21 protein-coding genes and 1 pseudogene are annotated in these 22,776 nt (G+C 51.8%); 3 read left to right on the top strand and 19 right to left on the bottom strand.

Annotated elements, in window-relative coordinates; all coding sequences use genetic code 11:
* Positions 1–43 precede the first annotated feature (43 nt).
* From IEW70_RS15840 to IEW70_RS15805, 9 genes are all read right to left on the bottom strand, one after another.
* Complete coding sequence (locus IEW70_RS15840; RefSeq protein WP_188648895.1) at positions 44–2,878, bottom strand: 1,4-alpha-glucan branching protein domain-containing protein; 2,835 nt, start codon at positions 2,876–2,878, stop codon at positions 44–46.
* A 2-nt stretch (positions 2,879–2,880) separates the two neighbouring features.
* Positions 2,881–3,624, bottom strand: a complete 744-nt coding sequence (locus tag IEW70_RS15835; protein WP_188648894.1) for a DUF4912 domain-containing protein — start codon at positions 3,622–3,624, stop codon at positions 2,881–2,883.
* Positions 3,625–3,917: 293 nt separating this feature from the next.
* Complete coding sequence (locus IEW70_RS15830) at positions 3,918–4,082, bottom strand: hypothetical protein (protein WP_188648893.1); 165 nt, start codon at positions 4,080–4,082, stop codon at positions 3,918–3,920.
* A 71-nt stretch (positions 4,083–4,153) separates the two neighbouring features.
* Positions 4,154–4,672 (bottom strand): adenine phosphoribosyltransferase, encoded by a 519-nt coding sequence (locus IEW70_RS15825; protein ID WP_188648892.1) that lies wholly within the window; start codon positions 4,670–4,672, stop codon positions 4,154–4,156.
* Complete coding sequence (gene recJ / locus IEW70_RS15820; RefSeq protein WP_188648891.1) at positions 4,611–7,040, bottom strand: single-stranded-DNA-specific exonuclease RecJ; 2,430 nt, start codon at positions 7,038–7,040, stop codon at positions 4,611–4,613. The genes IEW70_RS15825 and recJ overlap by 62 nt, the downstream gene beginning before the upstream one ends.
* Before the next feature lie 138 nt (positions 7,041–7,178).
* On the bottom strand, positions 7,179–8,087 hold the full coding sequence (locus IEW70_RS15815; protein ID WP_188648890.1) for a cation diffusion facilitator family transporter: 909 nt from the start codon (positions 8,085–8,087) through the stop codon (positions 7,179–7,181).
* Between the two features lie 82 nt (positions 8,088–8,169).
* Positions 8,170–9,078, bottom strand: a complete 909-nt coding sequence (gene secF / locus IEW70_RS18590) for a protein translocase subunit SecF (protein WP_373285986.1) — start codon at positions 9,076–9,078, stop codon at positions 8,170–8,172.
* Positions 9,059–10,300: a protein translocase subunit SecD gene (gene secD, locus IEW70_RS18585; RefSeq protein WP_373285985.1), complete on the bottom strand. Its 1,242-nt coding sequence runs from the start codon at positions 10,298–10,300 to the stop codon at positions 9,059–9,061. Before secD ends, secF begins: the two co-directional genes overlap by 20 nt.
* Positions 10,301–10,398: 98 nt before the next feature.
* Entirely contained in the window at positions 10,399–10,713 is a 315-nt protein-coding gene (locus tag IEW70_RS15805) for a post-transcriptional regulator (protein ID WP_188648889.1), read from the bottom strand.
* Between the two features lie 183 nt (positions 10,714–10,896).
* Here IEW70_RS15805 and spoVB point away from each other — a divergent pair, with 183 nt between their 5' ends.
* Positions 10,897–12,477 (top strand): stage V sporulation protein B, encoded by a 1,581-nt coding sequence (gene spoVB, locus IEW70_RS15800; RefSeq protein ID WP_188648888.1) that lies wholly within the window; start codon positions 10,897–10,899, stop codon positions 12,475–12,477.
* Here the strand turns inward: spoVB and IEW70_RS15795 are convergent.
* Complete coding sequence (locus IEW70_RS15795; RefSeq protein WP_188648887.1) at positions 12,474–13,121, bottom strand: DUF421 domain-containing protein; 648 nt, start codon at positions 13,119–13,121, stop codon at positions 12,474–12,476. The genes spoVB and IEW70_RS15795 overlap by 4 nt on opposite strands.
* Positions 13,122–13,259: 138 nt before the next feature.
* Here IEW70_RS15795 and IEW70_RS15790 point away from each other — a divergent pair, with 138 nt between their 5' ends.
* A complete protein-coding gene (locus tag IEW70_RS15790; protein WP_188648886.1) occupies positions 13,260–13,661 on the top strand; it encodes a TIGR04086 family membrane protein in 402 nt (133 codons plus the stop codon).
* Positions 13,662–13,744: 83 nt separating this feature from the next.
* On the opposite strand, the pseudogene IEW70_RS15785 reads toward IEW70_RS15790, so the two are convergent.
* From IEW70_RS15785 to ruvC, 8 genes and pseudogenes are all read right to left on the bottom strand, one after another.
* Positions 13,745–15,097: pseudogene (locus IEW70_RS15785) on the bottom strand (alpha-amylase family glycosyl hydrolase); the annotation flags it as partial.
* A 332-nt stretch (positions 15,098–15,429) separates the two neighbouring features.
* On the bottom strand, positions 15,430–15,732 hold the full coding sequence (gene yajC / locus IEW70_RS15780; protein WP_188648884.1) for a preprotein translocase subunit YajC: 303 nt from the start codon (positions 15,730–15,732) through the stop codon (positions 15,430–15,432).
* A 58-nt stretch (positions 15,733–15,790) separates the two neighbouring features.
* The gene (gene tgt, locus IEW70_RS15775; protein WP_188648883.1) at positions 15,791–16,933 is read right to left on the bottom strand and encodes a tRNA guanosine(34) transglycosylase Tgt; all 1,143 of its coding nucleotides are present in this window, start codon (positions 16,931–16,933) and stop codon (positions 15,791–15,793) included.
* A gap of 71 nt (positions 16,934–17,004) precedes the next feature.
* Positions 17,005–18,036 (bottom strand): tRNA preQ1(34) S-adenosylmethionine ribosyltransferase-isomerase QueA, encoded by a 1,032-nt coding sequence (gene queA, locus IEW70_RS15770; protein ID WP_188648882.1) that lies wholly within the window; start codon positions 18,034–18,036, stop codon positions 17,005–17,007.
* 46 nt (positions 18,037–18,082) lie between these two features.
* Entirely contained in the window at positions 18,083–18,301 is a 219-nt protein-coding gene (locus IEW70_RS15765; protein WP_188648881.1) for a DUF2905 domain-containing protein, read from the bottom strand.
* Entirely contained in the window at positions 18,298–19,296 is a 999-nt protein-coding gene (gene ruvB / locus IEW70_RS15760) for a Holliday junction branch migration DNA helicase RuvB (RefSeq protein WP_188648880.1), read from the bottom strand. Before ruvB ends, IEW70_RS15765 begins: the two co-directional genes overlap by 4 nt.
* A 15-nt stretch (positions 19,297–19,311) precedes the next feature.
* Positions 19,312–19,929, bottom strand: a complete 618-nt coding sequence (ruvA, locus tag IEW70_RS15755; protein ID WP_188648879.1) for a Holliday junction branch migration protein RuvA — start codon at positions 19,927–19,929, stop codon at positions 19,312–19,314.
* Positions 19,926–20,432, bottom strand: a complete 507-nt coding sequence (gene ruvC, locus IEW70_RS15750) for a crossover junction endodeoxyribonuclease RuvC (protein ID WP_188648878.1) — start codon at positions 20,430–20,432, stop codon at positions 19,926–19,928. The genes ruvA and ruvC overlap by 4 nt, the downstream gene beginning before the upstream one ends.
* 1,118 nt (positions 20,433–21,550) lie before the next feature.
* On the opposite strand from ruvC, the gene IEW70_RS15745 reads away from it, so the two are divergent.
* Positions 21,551–21,886 carry a hypothetical protein gene (locus tag IEW70_RS15745; RefSeq protein ID WP_188648877.1) on the top strand — a complete coding sequence of 112 codons (336 nt, stop codon included), beginning with the start codon at positions 21,551–21,553 and terminating at the stop codon, positions 21,884–21,886.
* Between the two features lie 770 nt (positions 21,887–22,656).
* On the opposite strand, the gene IEW70_RS18580 is transcribed toward IEW70_RS15745, so the two are convergent.
* Positions 22,657–22,770, bottom strand: coding sequence for an HNH endonuclease (locus IEW70_RS18580; RefSeq protein ID WP_373285987.1), 114 nt, complete (start codon positions 22,768–22,770; stop codon positions 22,657–22,659).
* Positions 22,771–22,776 lie beyond the last annotated feature (6 nt).

The raw sequence follows: 22,776 nt of genomic DNA, 5'->3' as shown, positions 1-22,776 counted from the left end.
TGCATTTCTCCTCTCACTTTGACCCAAATTTCTCTATCCTCTGTCATTTTCCATCCATGGCGGCTGCAATCTCTTGCTTTCCGCTGGAAAGGGCGGCGTTTCCCAACACGTTTCGATACACTCGGTCGGTCTGTTCCGCAATCCGGTGCCAATCAAAGCGGGATACCTCTTTTCTCCCCGCTTCAGCCAATCGTTGCGCCCGATCCGGATAGGACAGGATCGAGCGAACTTGTAAAGCCAGGGAAAAAGCATCTCCCGGATACATTTTTAATCCGTTTCGTTCATGTTCGACTACGTCTGCCAGTCCTCCTACATCGGATACGACCACGGGAATGCCGGCGGCCATGGCTTCCAGGGCCACAATCCCAAAAGGTTCGTACAAGCTTGGGAAAACAGCAACCGTTGCGGTAGCCAACAGTCGGTTGCGTTCCTCATCGGAAATAAAACCCGTAAACAACACTTTGTCTCCCAACCCGAGGGAACGAGCCTGGGATTCCAGTTCCGGCTTCATCGGCCCTTTGCCAACGATCACGAATTTGGCCTCGGGAAAATCCTTCAGAATCGAGGGGGCGGCATCCAAAAGGGTTTGCACCCCTTTTTCCTGTACCAAGCGGCCAACAAAAAGAATGATGCGCTCATGTTCCATCGCAAAGGGTTCCAAAGATCCATCCCCTGCATGCAGAAGCACCAATTGATCCGGATCCACCCCGTTCGGGATCACATCCAGCTTGTCAGCGGGCAGCTGGAAATACTGCTCCACTTCTTGTTTCATGTAGTTGCTGCACAAAATCACACGCTGGGCTTCATAAGTGAGACTCCATTCCCGATGATGGATTTTCCGTTGCAGATCCGAATGGATGCCCTGATTCCGGCCGTGTTCTGTCGCATGAATGGTTGCGACCAACGGGATACCGAAGCGGTGTTTGATTGTTTTGGCCGCCTGACCCACCAGCCAGTCATGGGCATGAACCAAATCAAACCGCAGTCCGTCTTTGATCAGCATGTTGCATGCATCGACCATCATCAGATTGAGCTGAAAAACCCAGTGGATGAATTCCTCACCGAATGGGCGCATCACATGGACACGATGCACGTGCACCCCCTGGATCTCCTCTTCATGGGGATAGCCCTCCACCTCTGTCGTCAATACGTGCACTTCCCAGCCGATCTTGACTAAATGACGAGAAAGGTCATACACATGACGGGAAAGACCGCCCACCGTCATCGGAGGAAATTCCCAGGAGAGCATCAAGAGACGCGGACGGTGCGGATGTTGTATCCGGACTTCATCGGACCGCCGGGATCGGTAATGAGCTGCATTTAACCTGGGGAATATGGGATCCAAGGCTTCCAGCGTCGACAGCGCCTCTTCATCCACCTCCCCCGTTTCCACCATATCGGCCAGCCGTTGAAACCGGTTGATGTGATGCTTCGTTCGTTTTACCGCATACTCCACCATGGTTTTTCCATCCATGATAAATGCCCAGTCACTTCCTTGAGCCAACATTAGCTCCCGGGCTGCTTGGTTAAGTGCGCGTTTTCTGAGAGGCTCCTTCGTTCCCGCATACCGATCCGCCATCTCCACCATGCGCGTTTCCGCCCGGTGCAGCGCCGGATAAATCCAGTCGTTCTCCTCCCGCAACCAAACATCTGCATAACCGTGCCGGCCCCACGTGCTCATATTCAAATTGGCTTCCGGATAATCGGGATAGAGAGATAAATATTCCGTGGGGGTGATCGTTTTGACCGTTGTTTGATCATAGTGGATTTTACGTAGCAACAGGTCGATCCAGGCCGGTCCCTCATACCACCAATGTCCAAACAACTCCGCATCGTAGGGGGCGGTAATCACCGGTTGGCGGCCGATCGATTGACGCTCTTCTTTTACTCTGTGGGTCAACAGGTGCAGAAAATGGCCTGCATGAGAAGCTGCTTTCTCCCGGGCCCACCCCGGATGATACGGTTCTTTGTGATCACCTTTTCCTGTAATCCGGTAATACTTGATGCCCGTATTGATGCGGATGCCGTCGGGATGAACGTAGGGGCCAATCGTTTCCCAATCCAGATCAAACCCGATATCGCGATAATACTCCCGATAATCCACATCCCCGGGGTATCCTTCTTTGGAACTCCACACCTGCTGGGAAGCCATCTCATCTCTGGCAAACACAGCTATACGGCGAGGGGTGACTATCGGGGAAGAAAGACCGAAAGCGGGTTGCAGCTGTGCTTGTTTCAGTCCGTGGGCATCCGTGAAAAAATAGCGAAGTCCTTGCTCCTCCAATAAACGGTCCAGTCCTGGATAGTAGCCGCACTCCGGCAGCCAGATCCCCTGGGGCCTGACACCGAAGTGATGTTCCTGTGTTTCGACGGCAGTGGCCAGTTGGGCCCGAACCGCTTCTTCCGTCAATACCAACGGCAAAAAGGCATGGGTGGCCGCGGAGGTAATTAACTCCGCTCTCCCTTGTTCCATCAGTTCCTTGAACGGCAGGAGCAGATTGCCGTCATACCGGAGGAAAAATTGACGAATGGCCAAAAAACGCTGGTGGTACTCCTGGGCCAACGAATGAAATTCTGGCATTTTCTCTGTTCGCGCGATTTCCTTTTCGGATAGTTCCACCAGGCCGTTTAAATGCTGCAATGTCCGCTCCTGAAGCAGCGGGTCCGCCAACATGGACACCAAGGTCGGGCTGAGGGAGAGGGTCACCCGAAAATCCACTCCGTCCCGGATCAACCCCTGAAAGGTTTGCAACAAGGGTATGTAAGATTCCGTCACCGCTTCAAAGAGCCAGCGTTCCTCCAGCACATCTTTCTGTTCCGGATGACGAACATAGGGCAGATGCGCATGCAACACAAGAGAAAAGTAACCTTCCGCCACGTTTATCTGCCCTCCCGCTCTTCCAGGGAATAACCGTTGAAACGTTCAGACCAGGGAATATCTTGAGAGGGGAAATACGGGTGGCCTGTCCTGCCCGTCGTTCCGGACGGCCGCTTGGGCTCACTTACCTGAACGAATCGACGGGAGCTTGCCTCCTGCTCTCCGGCGACGGGAGGCGTAACCGCAACATTGGAGCGCAAGAGTACGAAAAAATCATCCCGAATGGTTCGTGTACCCAACTCCGCTATATATCGACGCCCGGGCTGAATACCGCGAAAGTACCAGTGATCATCACAAGGATGAATCGACACAGCCATCTGTTGATGAGCATAATGCCCGTCATATTCCATGTCGGTGACATCCGATAAGCGCAACATCCAAGGAAGTTGATCCCAGCCGGTTTCAAAATGTTCTTGTACCATCTCTTTGCGCGAAGCACTAACGGTCCAGTAGGCAAACACCGTCCAGGGATCCTTTGTCATCAGCACCAAGCGATCCGCGATTCCTTCTCTCGACCAGGACTCATCCATCCATATCTCTAGCTTCTCCAAGCGATGGGGGACGTGTGACTTTTCAGTCATGACAGCGGCCATCTCGCGTTGGGCTTGCCGCTGGCTCTCCTGAAATTTTTGCAGCCGGTATCGAAACCGCCCCCGTGTCCACCCCAAGGACTGGGCAATGGAGGCTTGCGACTCCCCGCGGTCCAATCGTTTGAGGATCTCCTCCCAAAAGGAGTACTCTTCCACAATGTCGCCTCCCTACATCCAGTTTGTGTAATCCTGATCAGTATTTTATGCTACTAGATTTCAATCATTTATTCAATAGGGTTAATTTTAAGTGTTTATTAACCATTTTTTTAATTTCGTCAATTATCGACATGTGAAATCGATTACAATCTCCTTCCATACGGCAACGTCTTGTCGAATAGCGAAATCTCCTGTCGGAAAATTTTCTTTTTTTCGACAAGGACTATTTTAAAACGCTCTCCTGCCTCCGATAGCAAGAGAGCGCTTTCAACCCGATCCTACAACCATTTCCTCTACAAACCCTGAATCCAGTTAAACCTGACCAAGAGAACATAGACACCCACTGCCATCAACCACAACACCATCCCGATCAGGGCAAACCGAAATTCCGGCTCTTCCAGATTCTCTACATCTTCCGCCATATAGTCTTCCCGGCGCGATTTGTCCAAGGCCTGCATCCCAACACCTCCATTTCCCTCTTTTTCAAACAAAAAAGCACCGATCTGGCATCGGTGCTGAGGTTTCCTTCTTAATATTGGACCAGAGAGAAGATGTCGACGTTTTGTTCTTCCAGCTTCTTGCGGCCTTCCAAATAGGACAGCTCAATCACAAAAGCAGCTCCCACCACTTTGCCTTTCAGTTGATTAACCAATTGCAAGGTGGCACTCACCGTACCGCCGGTGGCGAGCAGATCGTCCACGACCAGAACCCGTTGTCCGGGCTCAATCGCATCTTTGTGGATGGCCAGCTGATCCTTTCCGTATTCCAGGCTGTAACCCGCTTCTACCGTTTCACCGGGCAGCTTGCCGGATTTACGAACCGGTACAAATCCGATCCCCAATGCATAAGCAAGGGGAGTACCTACCACAAATCCCCGGGCTTCGGGACCGACGATCACGTCAATCTCTTTGTCTTTCAAGCGTTCTGCCATGGTATCGATCGCAGCGCGAAACGCCTTCCCGTCTTTCAACAGTGTCGTTATATCTTTAAACCGAACTCCCGGCTGCGGGAAGTCCTCGATTTCGCGAATTTTCTCTTTGAAGTCCATTCTCTGTTCCTCCTGCCTTCATTTCATGTGGGAAGAAAGTGGATACATAATGACACAAATCCCGATACGAGGAATAGACCAGCCGCTCTATCACCTGCTCACGGTCTTGCTGCTTGCGGTACAGTTCGGATTCCGTCAGCGGACGTTTACCGGCGGGGGTTACGACTTCCCATGCCGCTTGCTGCTGATGGACAAAACCCAGCTCATCAAACACCTGCATCATAAATCGAATCCACCGCTTCGACAATCCCGTCACCCTGGACAGTTTCTCCAGATCCCGCCGGAGATCAATCCGTTTGGCCCGTAAAAGCGCCGCATACAATTGTTTGAAATGCTCCCGCTCCGGCGTCCGGACCAACCCGTCATCCCATTCGGCATCGCCATAGGCAAAGTATATACGGTGCAACCCGGTTTGAGACCGAAGGCACCTTTCGAAAATAGGGATGCACGGAGGCAGTCCGGCAAACACCACTTGTGTAAATGTCCGATCCATTCCCGACCCAGCCGGACTTTGTATTTCGTCCCAGTCCTTCCACACAGCACTCCCGGACTGAACGCGCAGATACAGATCCGGCTGCTCCTTCCGGTTCCCGATAAACAAGGCATCCTCAGCAGCGATCAGGCGGTCAAACCGGCTGACATCGATCCCGTTTCCGCGCCAGTCGAAGAGTTGAAGATGGGGAACAGCCACATCACGAACCAACAATTGCGGGGATCGGCGCTGGTTCCACTCATTGATCTGCAACTCCCCTAAGAGCTCCACCCGGGAACGCGGGGCGATCTCTTCCGCCAACTCTCCCATTCGAAAGCCTACCGCATCCAGAGTAATCCCTTCCTGTTCGAGGGCCATTTTTACATGGTTTTTTTCCCGGCCGATCAACTGCATCCGCCCCAGCTTCGCTCCGGTGATCCGGAAGCGGGGAGTCGGGTTGCCTATGCCGTATGGCTGCAACTGCTCCAACTGTTCGATCAAATCCAGATTCACGTCCTGAACCGTCAGTTCCGCGTCCACCTGGGTTAAAGGGATATAATCCTCTTCTGTCAGCCACTCCTCTGCAATCCCGTTCAGCCGCTCATGCAGGGAAGAAAGGTTTTCCGCGGGCAGGGACATCCCCGCCGCCATTTGGTGCCCTCCAAAATGGGGTAACAGATCGGCACAGCGGGCTAGTGCCCGGTAGATATCAAACCCGGCAATACTTCGGGCGGACCCTTTAGCCGTGCCGGTTTCCTCATCGATGCCGAGCACGATAGCGGGTCGGTAATATTTTTCCACCAAACGGGAGGCAACAATGCCGATGACCCCAACATTCCAACCGGTCCCCGCCACCACAATGACACGGCGATGACGGTCGGGCTCGCTGGCCACCATGGCAGACGCTTCATCGGCGATCATCTCCACCAACTGTTGACGCTCCCGATTCATTCCATCCAGCTCTTTTGCAATCTGATGCGCTTCTTCCGGATCTTCCGTGAGCAGCAGCTCCACTGCACGGCCGGCAGAATCCAACCGCCCGCTGGCGTTGATGCGGGGCCCGAGAGAAAACCCGACATGCCCGGCGTTCACTTCTCCTTCAATGCCGGAAACCTCCAATAGAGCGGACAAACCTACATGCTTTCGCCGATTCATCCGTTCCAATCCCAATGCCGCCAAAATACGATTTTCATCCACCAACGGTACCAGGTCGGCAATTGTTCCCAACGCCGCCACTTCCAATACTTCTTCCGGGACTCTCCCCAACAAGGCTTGGGCCAGCTTAAAAGCAACCCCGACACCGGCAAGCATTTCAAAGGGATACGGACAACCCGGTTTTTTGGGGTTAATTACTGCCAGAGCTTCCGGCAGCGTTTCCGGGGGTTCATGGTGATCGGTAATGATCAGATCCAACCCCAACTCCCGGGCCGTTTGCGCTTCCTCCACGGCACTGATCCCCGTATCCACGGAAATGATCAAGTCGACGCCCGCCTCTTTTGCCTTTTGCAAAGCATCCCGGTTTAGTCCATAACCTTCCGTAAACCGGTTGGGTATGTAATAATCCACATCGGCCTGCAACTGTCGAAAAACCCGCATCATCAAACCGGTACTGCTGACACCGTCCGCATCGTAATCCCCATAGATCCAGATCCGTTCCTCTTGATCCAGGGCTCTGCGGATTCGCTGAACCGCGTCCTCCATTCCGTCCATCAAAATGGGATCGTAAAGCCCATCCGCTTCTACATGAAGAAACCGGCGGGCACGGTCTACATCATCCAAGCCCCTGTTTACCAGCAACCGGGCAATTAACGGGTTGACTCCCAAGGCTTCGCTCAATTCCCGTATGCGGGCAGGGTCCGCCGCTACCGATTGCCAGCGCGTTTTGGACCGCAGCATACAGTCCGTCACCTCGCTTTGCCGCCTTTCATTATAGCATAAGGCGGACGAAATCCATACAAGGACTCCTGAAGTTAAGCAAAAAGCTCTTCTACCCGTCGCTTGGCAGAGGAGCTCTTTCTCCGGAAAATGGATGGGTCAATCCATTTCTCCCTCCCCCGGATGATAGGGATTAATATGGACCAGGACATCGGAGACATGTTCAAACTGCTCCACCAGGGTTTCCTTCACCCGTTTCCCGATTCGGTGACCTTCTTCTACCGTTATATCCGGATTAACGGCCACTTTGGCATCTACGATAACATAAAAGCCGTGTTCCCGGGCGCGCAGCTCATCTACTCGGCGAACACCTTCCACTTTTCCCGCGGCTTCCACGAGTTCATAGGCTTCCTCCTCGTGCAGTACATGGTCCAGGGTATTGTGAATCGACTCCCGCAACAAATGCACCGCCATTTTCAGCACCAGCAGCGAAACCAAAACCCCCGCCACCGCATCCATATATACAAGCCAAGGGATGTGGTAACGATCTCCCAACACGGCTCCCCCGATTCCGACTACCGCTGCCAACGACGAATAAACATCGGAGCGGTGCTCCCATGCATTGGCGATCAGGGATTGGCTGTTGAGACGTTTCCCAAGACGATATTTGTACTGAAACATCGCTTCTTTTGCCACCATCGAAACCACAGCGGCTAAGACGGCCAGCCAGCCGGGGGCTTCCACTTTGGAAAACAGCACTTGAAAAGAACCGTAACCAATTTCCACACCGACCACCCCCAGCAACACCGCCACAATGATGGCTGCAATCGATTCCGCTTTCCCATGTCCGTATGGATGATCCTCATCGGGAGGCACTTGGGCAACCCGAAGCCCGATCAGAACAGCCAATGAACCCGCCACATCGGAAGCGGAATGGGCTGCATCTGCTACCAAAGCACGACTGTTGGAAACGACTCCGATCACACCCTTGATAACGGCAAGGAGGAGATTTCCCACGATCCCCACCCATGCTCCCACTTCCGCCTGCCGCATCTGCTCCCGGTTCATGTGACGTTCCTCCCGAAAAGATGAGCCGCGGGAAACCCGCGGCTTCGTTCATCCTCATTGTATGCATTTCCATCGGCTTTATTCAGCTGCCCGGTACTGATTTGGGCCGCTGCATCGAGCGCCATTTCCATCCCACCCAGATTTGGCTGGCGATGCAAATGGAGGAATAGGCACCGGAGAAAAGACCCAGCAACAGGGCAAAGGAGAAGTTTTTAATACTCTCTCCGCCGAATAAGTACAGCGCTGCCGCCGCAAACACCACGGTGAGCACCGTATTGATCGAACGCACCAAGGTTTGTTGAATACTGATGTTCACCAATGCGGTCAGCTCTTCCCAGGTCTTCGGTTTTTCCCGGTCCATGTTTTCCCGGATCCGGTCGAAAATCACGATCGTATCGTTGACGGAGTACCCCACAATGGTGAGCACTGCTGCGATAAACACCAGATTCACTTCCAATTGCAGCAGTGAGAAAACGCTGATGATGAACAGCGCATCGTAAAAGAGCGCCAAAACGGCCGCCACTGCAAATCGATACTCAAAGCGCAGCGTAACGTACAATATAATCCCCAATGATGCGACCAGCACGGAAATAATCGCATTGCGCGCCAACTCCCGCCCAACGACGGGATCCACTTTCTGCTCTTCGACCTGGACTTTTTGGTGAAAGGCTTTGCTGAATTGATCCCGGATTTGCTCTACCTTGCCGGAATCCAAGGTCTCTGTGGTCTGAAAAACGACAATCTGACCGTTGCCCCCAGTGGTGACATCGGGATTGGCATAGCCCATCTTTTCCAACTGCGCTTGCGCTGCTTGTTGGCCGACTGGCTTGTCCATCGTAATGTCTATCCGTGTCCCGCTTTTAAAATCGATCCCCAGGTTCAGACCCTGCACCAACAAAGAAAGGACACCCGCCAGGATGATGACGCCGGAGATGAGAAAGAACCATTTTCGATTCCCTACAAAGTCGATTTTAGAGTTCACCGATCTCATCCTCCTTTACGCCAAACCAACCCGGATTTTTTAGTACATTGGCCTTCAGCAGCTGGTTCATCAGAATACGCGACAGGGCAACTGCCGTCAGGAAGCTGACCAATACGCTGACGATCAGAGAGACAGAGAAACCACGGACGCCTGCGGTCCCGAAATAGAACAACACAGCTGCCGCAATAATCGTCGTGATATTGGCGTCAAAAATCGTCAGGAAAGAACGCTTCGAACCGCTCTTGACGGCAACCGGGATGCTTTTCCCGATCCGCATCTCCTCTTTGACCCGTTCATACATGATGATATTGGCGTCCACCGCCATCCCGATCCCCAGGATGAATGCTGCAATCCCCGGCAGCGTCAATGTGACGTGCAACAGGGAGAAGGTAAGCAGCACCAGATAGCTGTATGCCACAAGGGTTACTACAGCAATCAGTCCGGGAAGGCGGTAATAACCGATCATGAACAGAAAGATGAACCCGACCGCATACAGACCGGCAATTAAGCTGTCCTGTAAGGACGCTTTCCCGAGGCTGGCATCCACCGCATAACTTTGCAGCTCCTTCAGCTTCACCGGCAAGGAACCGGCGTTCAATAGTTCTGCTAGCTGCTTGGCTTCTTCGGCTTTGAAATTGCCCGTAATGCTGGCTTCCCCATTCAGGATCGGTTCCTGAATTACCGGAGCGGAGAGCTGCTGATCATCCAGGTAAATGGGCATGGGTTGCCCTACATATTCCCGTGTATACTTCGCAAACTTTTCTTTGTCCTTAAACTTGACCATCACAGCCGGACGGCCGTTCTGATCATAGTCCTGCTTGGCACCGCCCTCGGCCAAGTCCGTGCCGCGCATCAAAATCTTTTTGCCGTCCGGAGCGCGGAATGTCAGGACTGCTGGTTTACCCAAAATTTTTCGTGCTTTTTTCGGATCCGTCACACCAGCCAGCTGTACCCGGATCCGGTCCTTACCCTCTACGGTGATTTCCGGCTCGGACACACCCAGCACATCGATCCGTTTCTGAAGTGCTCCTGCCGCACTGGCCAGCACTTGGGGCGTAATCTTTTGTCCTTTGTCCAAGGGTTTCGCTTCGTATAAGACCTCAAACCCGCCTTGCAAATCCAAGCCCAAGGTCAAATTTTTGATCACTTGTTGGGTTGTAAGCCCCACTGTGGCTAAAATGGCGATGACCAACAGCGAAAAGACCACAACTTTTCCTTTGCGAACCTTCATGCTGCCGCTCCTCCTTCATTTCAAAGACAACCATTCCCATTATCCCAAGTCCGCCGGAGTGTGTCAATTTTATACCACAAACACAAAAACCCGAGCTTTTATTGATCGCCCGGGTTTTTGTATACGCTGACCATCAGCCAGTTCATGAAACGGGTCGCTTTCAGGGAGAGTATGTCGTTAACCAGCCGGTTCAGGCGCGGCCACCCCCGCCGGTAACTTTCGGAAACACAGGCCCACACCTGCTCGCCGGTCACATTTTCATATCCGTAAAAACGAAACTCTTCGGCCTTGCTGTTACATAAATCCTCAATGCATTTCATCAGTTCCGATTCGCTTAACAGCTCTACAGCCGCCGCTTTTTTCTTTCGGTTGACAACGGGCTTCAGTGTTTGTCGCAACGCGGGTTGACGCATCTACGTTCCCCCCTAGTCTGAATTGGTTGAGTTGGGATCTCCCGTGTTGGATTTTGACATTTCCTTTCGTGATTCCTCGACGGTTTCCCTGCCACTCTCTCCGACATTTTGAGTCATGCCGCAGGGGGACAAGGGCATAAGCTTGTATCACAGCGAACCACTTCGCGGAAGGAAGGGCTCACTTTGACCAAGCAAACCTTCTTGCACGGGACTCTCATTCTCGTCGGTGCCGGCTTTGTGACAAAAGTGCTCGGCTTTGTCTACCGCATCGCCCTCTCGCGTTTGATCGGCGACGAAGGGATGGGCTTGTTTCAAATGGCTTTCCCCATCCTGATTTTCACTTTAACGATCACCACTGCAGGCCTCCCTGTCGCCATCTCCAAATTGGTGTCCGAGGCTGGAGCTGTCAGAGATGAACGTCGCATCCGTTCTATTTTAATCGTTTCGATCGGAATTGTCATCTGTACTAGCATTCTTTTCACGGGATTGACGATCCTGCTGGCACCTTTGATCGCCCATACGCTGCTGACGGATGAGCGCGCTATTTACGCTCTATTGGGAATTGCACCGATCATTCCGATCGTCGCCATCTCTTCCATTTTCCGAGGTTATTTTCAAGGCCGGCAGCATATGAGCCCTTATGCGTTTTCCCAAATTGTGGAGCAGATTGTACGCATTTTTACCGTGTTGATCTTGGCCCGCTACCTCCTGCCGTATGGTGTGGAATATGCCGCCGCAGGGGCCATGCTGGGCATGGTGATCGGCGAGACGGCAGGGATGTTCTATCTGATTCAGTCTTATCGAAAAGATCCGAAGCGGCCCCCTCTTCGGTTTCGTTTAAGCGACTACGGCCTCGTCGGAGGGTGGTCACGGGTGAAGAAAACCGTTCGGCCACTGTTGCGGATTGTCGTACCCGTGACAGCGAGTCGCATGGTGGGCTCTCTGGCCTACGCTGTAGAACCGATCGTCGTTGCTCAAAGTCTCGCTTTAGCCGGAATCGGCGTAGCCGCATCCACTTCCCTCTATGGACAACTGGAAGGGATGGCCGTTCCGTTGGTCTTTTTTCCGGCGTTTATCACTTATGCCCTGTCCGTCTCTTTGGTACCTGCCATTTCCGAAGCAGCAGCGCAAAACAATTACCGAATGGTGGAGCATCGTTTAAACCAGGCCATGCGACTGTCTCTGGTGGTAGGGGGCCCCTGTGCGGTAATCATGTTCATTCTGGCAGAGCCGCTCACCCTCTTATTGTACAATCAACCGGATGTGGCTCGCCTGCTGAAAATACTGGCACCCTTTGCTCTATTCCTCTATTTACAGGGCCCGTTTTCCGCCGTATTGCAAGGCCTGGACAAAGCGAAAGATGCGATGCGCAACTCCATTTTCGGCGCCATCGTCAAAACCGTGCTGATCTTTTTACTGGCCTCCCAGCCCCGTTTGGGTATCGACGGGGTCGTGTTGGCAGTCAACTGCGGGATTATCATCGTCACGGTTCTCCATTTTCTCACTGTCTTGCACTATGTACCGGTCACGTTGATGGGCCGGGATTTACTGAAGCTGTTACTGGCAATGTCCGGGATGGGAGCCGTTGCGTACTGGTTGTTCCATCACGGAAACAGATCCCTTTTGTTGAATGTACTTGTATCCACGGGCACCAGCTTTGCAGCTTACGGTATATTCCTGGTGGTTTTGGCTCTAGTGAAAAGGGACGATATAGAGCGCATCCCCCGAATCGGAAAATGGCTGGCTCCCTTCTTTCCCCGTTAATCCTTGCGGGGATCGATGTACAGCTTCCCATACTGATCGATACTGGCAAAGAAGATCTCTTTCCAGTCCCGGTATCCGTATTTCTGAATTTGATTTTTGAGCCAAAAGCGGTTTTGCCCGATTTGCTTCAGAGCGTCTTCTTGTACCTTGCCTTCTATAATGACCGGCAATGGCAGCTTCACTTGAGAGGTGACATCTTTTTTTGGAAACACACTCAGCTTGCCCGTCGTTTCCAACAAGGCAAACTCCACGTCGTCTACATGGGCAATGTTTTTTTCCCGAAGCTGTGTCATTAAATCGTCCAAATTATATCGTTGACGCGCCATCTCCTTTTCTTGAATCTTTCCGTTTCGGATGAGAACGCTGGGTTCACCATCTACGATATGACGGATCTTAGCATTTTTCAAGGAAATGTATGACAAAAGAATCTGGGCAGATGCCACCACGATGATGGGCATGATGCCTTTGATCAACGGCATCTTCAGATCTTCGATGGATAACACGGCAAAATCCGCGATCATAATGGACACCACCACATCGAACACGGACAGTTTGCCGATTTCTCTTTTCCCCATCATGCGCATGATCACCATGACAAAGATGTAAATGAAGAACGAACGCAAAATGACCGTCCACAGCTCCACGTCACCCACACTCCTCCAGGGAATACCCTTAGTCTCCACAGAAACGGGGCCTTTTATCAGGAGGTGATGGGACACGATATCATAAAAACGGCGACAAGCTCATACCCATGTACAAACACCCTCGGGAGGTGTACGTTCATGAAGGAAACTTCGGCGGAAAAATGGAACCCGATCACCCGAAATCCCATGGTGGGCGGGGTAACCCTCATTTTGGCTGTGGTTCTGGCAGGATCTGTAATCACCGCTTTACTCCTGCGTTTCAGCACCATCTCGGAATCCACCTTGCCCTACTTTACATACGGGATTAACGCGGCAGCACTGTTGTCAGGGGGATGGGTAAGCGGGAGAAAAGCCGGTAGAAGAGGATGGTTGTACGGCGGGTTAACCGGCTTGGTCTATGTTCTGCTTATTTTCATCATCGGTTTTCTCGCCTTTGATACAGCCATGCGGGTCCAACCTGCCCTGCTTCTCATCTGCGCGACCAGTTTAAGTGCTTTAGGCGGGGTGTTCGGAGTGAACACGGGGAATCCGCTCCGTTGATGACCAGGACGAGAAATGGTTCCAAGCTTCCGATGAATATCACCGGAAGCTTTTTTGCAGAAATGAATACATGCCGGCTCTTTTTAATTGGTAAAAATCTTCACTTCTTTCGGACCCAGTGTGGCAGAGATTTTCCCGCCGGATACCGTCACTTGATCTGAACCCATCCGGTTGTACATGGTGGTGCCGTCCGGCAGGTTGTCGAGATGGGGAACGGTACGGGACTGATTGCTCCAGGAGTTGTTGATCATCACTACGACTTCGTCGCCGTTTTTGGAGCGCTGGAAGGCATAAAATACGTCATCCACCCATTTTTCCTGCTGGCTGCCGTTTTGCAACGCCGGATGGGTATTCCGTACCGCATTCAATTTGGCTACATACTTGTACAACTCGTGATTGGCGTTGAAGACCATATCCTCGCGGTTATAGGGATCCTGACCTCCGCTGAAGCCCTGTTCGGTTCCCTGGTACATCACAGGAATTCCCCGGATGGTGAACAGGAAGCCCAACGCCGCTTTCATCTGCGGGTATTTGTCCCAGTCGGCTCCGGGCCTGCCGGAGGCTTCGTTTAAGAAGCGCGGAACATCGTGGTTGTCGATAAAGACTCCATTCAGGTGTTTATTGCGGTAGGAGCCGTCTTGTTTGAAACGGTCAGCCACCTTGTACATGGATTGTTCTTTCGCGAAGACATCCCGGATGGTGTAATACATCGGGAAATCCAACACACCGTCCAGATAATGGGAGTAATCCCCTACATATTCGGGATCCCCATGGTACACCTCGCCCAGGGTAAAGGTGTTGGCTGCCCCGTCAAAATCCTTCCAAAACCATTTTGGGACATGTTTCACCGTATCGACGCGCAAGCCGTCCACCCCGGTGGTTTGCACCGTCCAGCTGATCCATTTTTCCAGCTCGGCAGCCACTGCCGGATTCTCCTGGTTCAAATCATCCAAGCCGGCAACATCCCCGTTTTCTACCCACCATTGATCGTTCCAGTCCTTAACGTCCCCGTTGTGGTGATACCAGTCCGACTTGTCGAAAGGGGCTTTGGCAAAGCCGTTGTTGGGCTGGAAGTCTCCCGTATGGTTGGCCACCACATCCAGCATGACAGCGATCCCTTTGGCGCGGGCTTTGGAAACCAGCCCCTTCAGCTTGTTCATATCGCCCAGATGGCCGTCCACGCTGTAAAAATCATAGGTCCAATACCCGTGGTAGGCATGGGCGCTTTTTTGCATCGTGACCGGTGTGATCCAGATGGCAGTGAAGCCCATGTTTTTAATGTAATCAAGCTGGTTGATGATCCCCTGAAAATCTCCCCCGTGATATTTTCGCGGGTCGCTCTGATCCGAGTCAATTCCGCCGAAGTTGTCATTGGACGGATCCCCATTGGAGAAACGATCCGTTATGATAAAATAGATACTTCTCTTTTCCCATTCCATTGGAAACATTGCCTGTGCAGACGATTGCACTACTACCATCCCTATGACCATCGCCAATAACATCACTAAACTCAAACATTTCCGTGCGCTCGGTTTTTCCATCACCCTTCCTCCTGTGCCGTTTTTTACAATCGTTCTCAAATATTCATTATAACAAATTTTTCTCTATTTTTTTAATATTTTTTACAATTCTTCCGAAGATACATATAAAAATAACAACAATGCGAAGCATGAAACGTTTCCCAGCAATCTCCTCCGTTCATGCAACAAAAAAAAGCTCATCTGCCTATACAAGCAGAAGAGCTTTGCGCAATTGTATCATGTAAGGCTCAGCTTTCACTTTTTTCTTTGCCCTCTTCCTTTTCGCTGCTGTTCACTACCGCATTCACTGCAGAACGCTCAAATACCAAACGGGTGTTGTCGCTCACTTTAAGGGTGACGCGCTCATCGTTCAGATCCGTGATCGTCCCGTGAAGTCCGCCGATGGTGATCACTTTGTCCCCTTTTTTCAAAGCGGACAACATGGCATTTCGTTCTTTTTGCCGCTTTTGCTGCGGACGAATCAACAAAAAATAAAACACCGCAAAGATCACAACCAACGGCAAGATTTGCATCAAAAATCCCTGGTTCATTACAAATTCCTCCTAACCATTTAAGTACCCATCTTCATCATCGCCCATCCTGCAGCGATTAAAAACTTCGGCGGGGCTTATTTTCATCCGATCCGTAATACTTTTCGAAGAAGGCATCGCGAAAATCCTGCAACCGATCTTCAAGAATCGCCTGCCGGATCTGTTCCATCAGGCGAAGCAAGAAATAGAGGTTGTGGTAGGTCGTCAGACGGATGCCGAAAGTTTCATCCGCCTTGATCAGATGGCGGAGATAGGCCCGGCTGTAGTTTCGACAAGTGTAACAATCGCATTCCGGATCCAGCGGGGTGAAGTCGCGGGCGTATTTGGCATTGCGGACCACCACCCGGCCCTGGCTGGTCATCGTGGTCCCATTTCGCGCAATCCGTGTCGGCAGCACGCAGTCAAACATGTCCACCCCCCGGATCACTCCCTCCACCAGCGCGTCGGGGGAGCCCACTCCCATCAGATAGCGGGGTTTGTTTTGCGGAAGAAGCGGGGTCGTCACCTCCAGCATCTCGTACATCAGATCCTTGGATTCACCCACGCTGAGGCCTCCGATGGCATAGCCCGGCAATTCCACCGAGGTGATCTGCTTGGCGCTCTCTTGGCGGAGATCCTTGTACATCCCGCCTTGCACAATGCCAAACAACGCCTGATCCTCCGGGCGTTGATGGGCCCCAACACACCGCTTCAGCCAACGATGGGTTCGATCCATAGAATCCCGGACATAACGGCGTTCCGCCGGATAGGGCGGGCACTCATCGAAAGCCATGATAATATCGGCTCCGAGCGCATTTTGAATTTCTATCGACTTTTCCGGGCTAATGAACAGGGGCTGTCCGCTCAAATGGGAACGGAACGAAACGCCTTCTTCCTCGATCTTTCGCAAGTCGCTCAGACTGAAGACCTGGAATCCTCCGCTGTCAGTCAGGATCGCCCGGTCCCAATTAATAAATCCATGCAGGCCCCCGGCTTCCTTCACAATCTCATGTCCCGGACGGAGAAAGAGATGATAGGTATTGCTCAGGATAATCCCGCTGCCCATCTCTTTCAGCTCTTCCGGGCTCATGGTTTTTACCGTGGCTTGAGTTCCCACCGGCATAAACACCGGTGTGTCAATGGTGCCGTGGGGCGTATGTAGACGTCCGAGCCGGGCCCCGGTTTGTTTGCAAATTTTGATTAACTCATAACGAACAGCCAATGGCGCTTCCTCCTACTCGTCCATTATACATGAGGAAAAGGCGGGATTGAAAGAAGGATGTCACGCTTGTGTTACAAAATGAGCATCGCATCCCCAAAGCTGAAGAATCGGTACCGCTCACGAACCGCTTCTTGGTATGCCCGCAGAATCAAATCCCTGGAGGCAAACGCACTTACCAACATCAACAATGTCGATTTGGGCAAGTGAAAGTTGGTCAAAAGCGCATCCACCACCCGATACTGAAAACCGGGATAGATAAAGATGTCCGTCCACCCTTTGGTGGCTTGGATTTCACCATGGTCCCTGGCTACCGTCTCCAAGGTTCTGACCGTTGTAGTACCTACGGCTACCACACGTCCCCCGCTTTGTTCGGTTTCCCGGATGAGGGAAGCCGTCTCCTCGGGAATTTCGTAATACTCGGCATGCATATGATGATCTTCTACCCGGTCCGCCGATATAGGCCGAAAGGTGCCTAGACCGACATGCAACGTAATATAGGCGATGTGGACCCCTTTTTGCTCCGCTTGCTGCAAAATCTCCGGCGTGAAATGGAGCCCCGCTGTTGGGGCGGCTACCGAGCCGGTATGTCGGGAATAAACGGTTTGATACCGCTCCGGATCATCCAAACGCTCCCGGATATACGGAGGCAGCGGCATCTCACCCAACGTCTCCAAAAGGGCGTCCAAATCTTCTGCTTCATATTCCAGCCGGACGATCTTCCCTCCCGGCATTTCGGCCTCTTGTTCGGCAACGGCCCTTAAGGCGCCTTCGCCAAAATGGATCACTGTCCCCGGCTTGACCCGTTTGGCCGGTTTCATCAACACTTCCCACCGGTTTTCCCCCAGCGGAGTCAACAGCAGCATCTCAATCTTGGCTCCGGTCCCCTCTTTTACACCGATCAGCCGCGCCGGGCGCACCCGGGTGTCATTCAGTACCAGCAGATCCCCGGCACGCAAGTAATTCAACAAATCGGGAAAGCGGCCATGGTCAATCGTTTCGTTTTTTCGATTCACCACCATGAGCCGTGAGGAGGAACGGTCAGGGGTCGGAGTCTGGGCGATCAGTTCCTCCGGCAACTCAAAATCAAACGCGGATACTTCCATTTTCAGTTCACCTCTTTTAGTGTCCGCCAAGAAAAACGCCCGCCCCTTATCGGAACAGGCGAATCAGATACAGAATCAACGACAAAACCACGCTTAACACGATGCTCGTAACCACCGGAAAATAAAAGGTGAAGTTCTCTTTTTGAACCACGATATCTCCCGGCAAACGGCCCAGCGGAAAAAAACGGCCGCCAAGCTGCCACAACAGGCCGATGACTACTAAAACAACACCGACAACAATCAACAGCTTCGGTACGGGACTCATTTGGGCATCTCCACCCCAAAATGTTGATAGCACCGGGGAGTGACCATACGCCCTCGGGGCGTTCGCTGCAAAAAACCAATCTGCATCAGGAAGGGCTCGTATACGTCTTCCACCGTATGGGCCTCTTCCCCGATGGTGGCCGCAATGGTTTCCAAGCCGACCGGTCCTCCGCGAAAGTGCTGCATGATGGACAAGAGCAACTTATGATCCACTTGATCCAGTCCCAGTTTATCCACCTGAATCCGGTCCAATGCATCCCGGGCCGTTTCGCCGGTAATCACCCCGTCTCCTTGCACCTGAACAAAATCCCGCACCCGCTTTAGCAACCGATTGGCGACACGGGGGGTGCCTCGAGCACGGGAAGCGATTTCTGCCGCACCTTCTTCGCGGATCCCCACTTGCAACAAATCTGCTGCTCGCTCGACGATGAGCGTCAACTCCTCCACGGTATAGTATTCCAGACGGCTGACCACACCAAAGCGATCCCGCAGAGGAGACGATAGGGAACCGGCACGGGTCGTCGCTCCCACCAAAGTGAAAGGTGGAAGGTCCAGCCGGACGGAACGGGCGCTCGGTCCTTTCCCGATCACGATATCGAGGGCGAAGTCCTCCATTGCGGGATAGAGCACCTCTTCCACCGAACGGTTCAACCGGTGTATCTCATCGATAAAAAGCAGGTCGCCAGGCTGAAGATTAGTGAGAATCGCCGCGAGATCACCCGGCCGTTCAATGGCCGGCCCGGCCGTAGTGCGGACACTGACACCCAGCTCATTGGCGATAATATGGGACAGAGTGGTTTTCCCCAAACCCGGCGGGCCGTACAAGAGAACATGATCCAGCGTTTCTTTCCGCATCTTGGCGGCTTCTATGTATATCTTCAGGTTTTCTTTCACTCGGCTTTGGCCGATATAATCCGATAGGTAGCGGGGTCGCAGACTAAACTCCACCGGCTCATCATCCGCCGTCATCCGGGAAGAGATGATGCGTTCTTCCATCGTGCCTCCCCCCTATCATTTCTGGCTCATCGAAACTTGCAGGGCTTTTCGGATCCATTCATCCAGCCCCGCTTCTTTCCCGCCAAAATCCGCTTTGGCCTGTTCCACGGCCCATCTCGCTTCTTCCTCATTATAGCCGAGGGCTTTCAAGCCTTCAATCGCTTCCCGCATCTGATCCGATGGCGGACTAGACACAGCCGTCTCGGCATGTACCCCGCCGAATTTCTGGGTGAAGCCCGCTTTTTCCAACTTATCTTTCAGATCCAAGATAAGCCGTTGCGCCGTCTTTTTCCCGATACCCGGCAGTTTCGTCAAGAACCGGATGTCTTCCCGTTCCACCGCCTGTACTAGGGCACCCGGATTGCCCGTCCCCACGATGGCCAGCGCCCCCTTGGGACCGATCCCCGAAACCTCCAGCAATAACCGGAACAAGTCCCGCTCTTCTGCCTGTTGGAATCCGTAGAGCATCAGGGCATCCTCCCGAACCACCTGATGGGTATGGACCCAAATCTCCCCTTCCTCTGGCCATTGAAAAGGGTTGGCGCAAAACACGCGATACCCAACCCCGCCCGTTTCCACGACGAAGTAATCCAGGGTTTTGTACAATATCTGCCCACGAATGCAATCGATCACCTCACCCGACCCCCTTTGTCCAGCCGATGTTCAAACGTAGTCGAGTGGGCCTGGCAAATCGCCACACCCAAAGCGTCCGCCACGTCGTCCGGCCGGGGAATTCGCGGCAGGTTCAAGAGCATCTTGACCATCTCTTGGATCTGCCGTTTTTGCGCCTGACCGTAACCCACCACTGCCATTTTCACCTGAAGCGGCGTATATTCGGTGATCACGGCTCCCGCCTCCTCTGCAGCCAGCATCAGCACGCCTCTGGCTTGACCCACGGTGAAGGCGGTCGTGACATTTCGATTGAAATACAGCTTCTCGATCGCCACCACATCGGGGCGGTATTTCTCCATTAGATGGGTCGCGGCATCATATATCTGTTTTAAGCGCGTCGAGGTGGGAAGTCCGGCCTCGGTCTGAATGCTGCCGTAATCCACCGGTTTCAACTGATTCCCCCGTTGATCCAGGACCCCGTAACCCACGATGGCGATTCCAGGATCGATTCCCATGATTCTCACTGATATCCCACCTGCGAACATGGATTCTCTATGCCGCTTGATTATATCACAATTTATCCGGTCACATCCTCTTCGATCTCACTTTCACATAAACGGACAATAAGGAAAATGACTCCCATCTCACCGTTTCAGATGATCTGAACCTGAACAAAATCAGATGGATGACAAACCTATATAGCTTCGACTCTGTGGCCCGTTGCTCCCTTTCCTCCGACTTAGAAGCCTATACTGTCCACTCCAAGAGATTCAACGAGATGCGGCACAATGCGAAAGTGCACTCAAAAAGTACAAGTCACGCGCCATTAGGCCCAAGGTTACGGTGAATGATTCCGAGCATGAATACGCTGACATCGAGGATCTACGACAGATGGATTTATCAAAAGCGCCGGTAATACGAGATTCCAAAGATCAACCAGTCGTTTACTTCGGAATGTTGACCAAACCGGATATCTTGCTGGAGACAAGGACTTTCAGGATGATCACATCAAAGAAGCGTTGCCAATTATGAAACCGGCCGAATTCCGAATCAAATACATGGGAGAATGATTGATCCGACCCCGGACGGCACTCCGGGGTTTTTTCGTGGTTTCCCAAAGCAACGCTTTTTCTCCAAGGAAAAAATCAAATTAAAAAGGCCGCAAAGGAAACAGGTAAAGAAGTTAAAAAGGCTGATGATAATAAAAATATCTACCGGGATACTGTACAGCCCCAAGTGCAAGACACAAAAGAGATTGTAAAAGAGCAACAGGAAGTTGTAGAAGGTGTGACTTCTACAATCCAATAATTCCTTTGCGTTTAGACGGGACAAATCACCGGCTCCCTTATGTACAGGGAGCCGGTGGGGTTCTTTCACGAAGGGTGGATAGTGTTTGCGGCGGATTGTAGCGCTCCTCCTTCCGATAGCCTGAAATACGAAAGTAGGAAAAAGAAATTGGATCCAATGGTGGATTGTTAGAGTGGCTCAAGTTTTCTATGATAACGATAAGCCAAGGTCACAACCTTTATATCTTTACTAACCTCTTCTACATAACACCCTTTGCTTCCCAGCCCGTGTAAATAGCACGGGCTGTTTTAGGTTTAAAAACCAATGAACTTTTAAGCAGACCTGGAGGGATATCATGCACGAACTGAAATTATCAGGTGGTTGTATCCGTATGTATCAAAGCTCCATAAAACTCATCCATTCGATTACTAGGAAAAAACGGCATGTCTTAGAAGATATCACCCTATTATTTAAAGATATCCAGCATGTGGAGTTATACAAACCTCTCTGGCCTTTCTCGAGCGGGTACATTCGCTTTTCATTAGATGGCTCTCATCATTTAAAAAAGAATATTCGAACAGCCGAAAAAGAAAGCTTCTCGATGTTGTGTCATTCTATGCAGGAATATCAAAAGTTGAAGAGGATAAAGCGGTTTATTGAAACCCGCCTCGAGGTCCTTCATTCAGATTGATGTGACTTGCTCCAAATGGCTAAAGCCGTGGGAGTGTACCGTTCCTCCTTCCGACAGTCAGACATATAAAATTAGGAATTAGAAATTTGGATCCATTGGTTGATTGTTTAAGGGCTAGTGTTTTGTACGATAACAACAGATTAAGATGTTCCTGTATGTTTACTTACCTCCTTGTATGCTTACCCGTTTCCCAGCCCGTGTATATAGCACGGGTGTTTTAAGTTATTTAAGAGCTGCCCTTGAAAAACGCCTCAATAAAATAGCATACCCACCAAAAACTTTGTATAAGAATGATAGCAACCGGTCTTTCAAACCTGCTAAAACAGGTCTTTTTTCTGATGAAAGCCATGTGGTGTTTTAATTATTGATTGGAATTGCCGTTCCAATCTTATAATGGACGGAAAAAAGCCGCCCATTTTGGGCGGTTTTCAACAGAATGGCGGTTACTTCTTTTATCCTTATTCCCAGACTTCTAGAACTTGAAGGTTATTGGAAATGGGAGGAGATGAATTACCCCCTCCTTCTATTTCCTGTTGTTTTTACCGTAAGGCGGATCGCACTATTGGTGCCTCAAAAACAAAGACTAGGAAAGCGGCAATCCCTAAGGTACGTTAAGCTGTTTTCCGCTTATTCTGATCGGGATCGTATACGCCTAAGGATCGTTCTGCGATGAAAAACCCTTAGGGGGGTCGGGTAGGGCAGGCCCCTTACGGGGCCGTTCCCCCCTAAGAACGGATCGTGCGAGTTTCCCCGCAATCCGCTTAAGCCTCTCAAACGCCCTGTGAGGGACGCGGCTTTTCAACGGTTAAATTTTGGCTGTGGACTTGGTTGTGACAGTTTGGGTGAAGGAGAACGCGGTTTTCTTGGGTATCCGCTCCTCCCATGGATCG

The sequence above is a fragment of the Marinithermofilum abyssi genome, from assembly GCF_014641195.1.
GTDB classification, from domain to species: Bacteria; Bacillota; Bacilli; order Thermoactinomycetales; family DSM-45169; genus Marinithermofilum; species Marinithermofilum abyssi.
This window is presented reverse-complemented; position numbering and strand designations above follow the sequence as displayed.

What these genes read in the sequence shown, in the direction of transcription:
- IEW70_RS15830 (WP_188648893.1), bottom strand. Translation starts at nt 4,082, where the DNA reads ATGCAGGCCTTGGACAAATCGCGCCGGGAAGACTATATGGCGGAAGAT.
- IEW70_RS15825 (WP_188648892.1), bottom strand. Translation starts at nt 4,672, where the DNA reads ATGGACTTCAAAGAGAAAATTCGCGAAATCGAGGACTTCCCGCAGCCG.
- recJ (WP_188648891.1), bottom strand. Translation starts at nt 7,040, where the DNA reads ATGCTGCGGTCCAAAACGCGCTGGCAATCGGTAGCGGCGGACCCTGCC.
- IEW70_RS15815 (WP_188648890.1), bottom strand. Translation starts at nt 8,087, where the DNA reads ATGAACCGGGAGCAGATGCGGCAGGCGGAAGTGGGAGCATGGGTGGGG.
- secF (WP_373285986.1), bottom strand. Translation starts at nt 9,078, where the DNA reads ATGAGATCGGTGAACTCTAAAATCGACTTTGTAGGGAATCGAAAATGG.
- secD (WP_373285985.1), bottom strand. Translation starts at nt 10,300, where the DNA reads ATGAAGGTTCGCAAAGGAAAAGTTGTGGTCTTTTCGCTGTTGGTCATC.
- IEW70_RS15805 (WP_188648889.1), bottom strand. Translation starts at nt 10,713, where the DNA reads ATGCGTCAACCCGCGTTGCGACAAACACTGAAGCCCGTTGTCAACCGA.
- IEW70_RS15790 (WP_188648886.1), top strand. Translation starts at nt 13,260, where the DNA reads ATGAAGGAAACTTCGGCGGAAAAATGGAACCCGATCACCCGAAATCCC.
- yajC (WP_188648884.1), bottom strand. Translation starts at nt 15,732, where the DNA reads ATGAACCAGGGATTTTTGATGCAAATCTTGCCGTTGGTTGTGATCTTT.
- queA (WP_188648882.1), bottom strand. Translation starts at nt 18,036, where the DNA reads ATGGAAGTATCCGCGTTTGATTTTGAGTTGCCGGAGGAACTGATCGCC.
- IEW70_RS15765 (WP_188648881.1), bottom strand. Translation starts at nt 18,301, where the DNA reads ATGAGTCCCGTACCGAAGCTGTTGATTGTTGTCGGTGTTGTTTTAGTA.
- ruvB (WP_188648880.1), bottom strand. Translation starts at nt 19,296, where the DNA reads ATGGAAGAACGCATCATCTCTTCCCGGATGACGGCGGATGATGAGCCG.
- IEW70_RS15745 (WP_188648877.1), top strand. Translation starts at nt 21,551, where the DNA reads ATGCACGAACTGAAATTATCAGGTGGTTGTATCCGTATGTATCAAAGC.
- IEW70_RS18580 (WP_373285987.1), bottom strand. Translation starts at nt 22,770, where the DNA reads ATGGGAGGAGCGGATACCCAAGAAAACCGCGTTCTCCTTCACCCAAAC.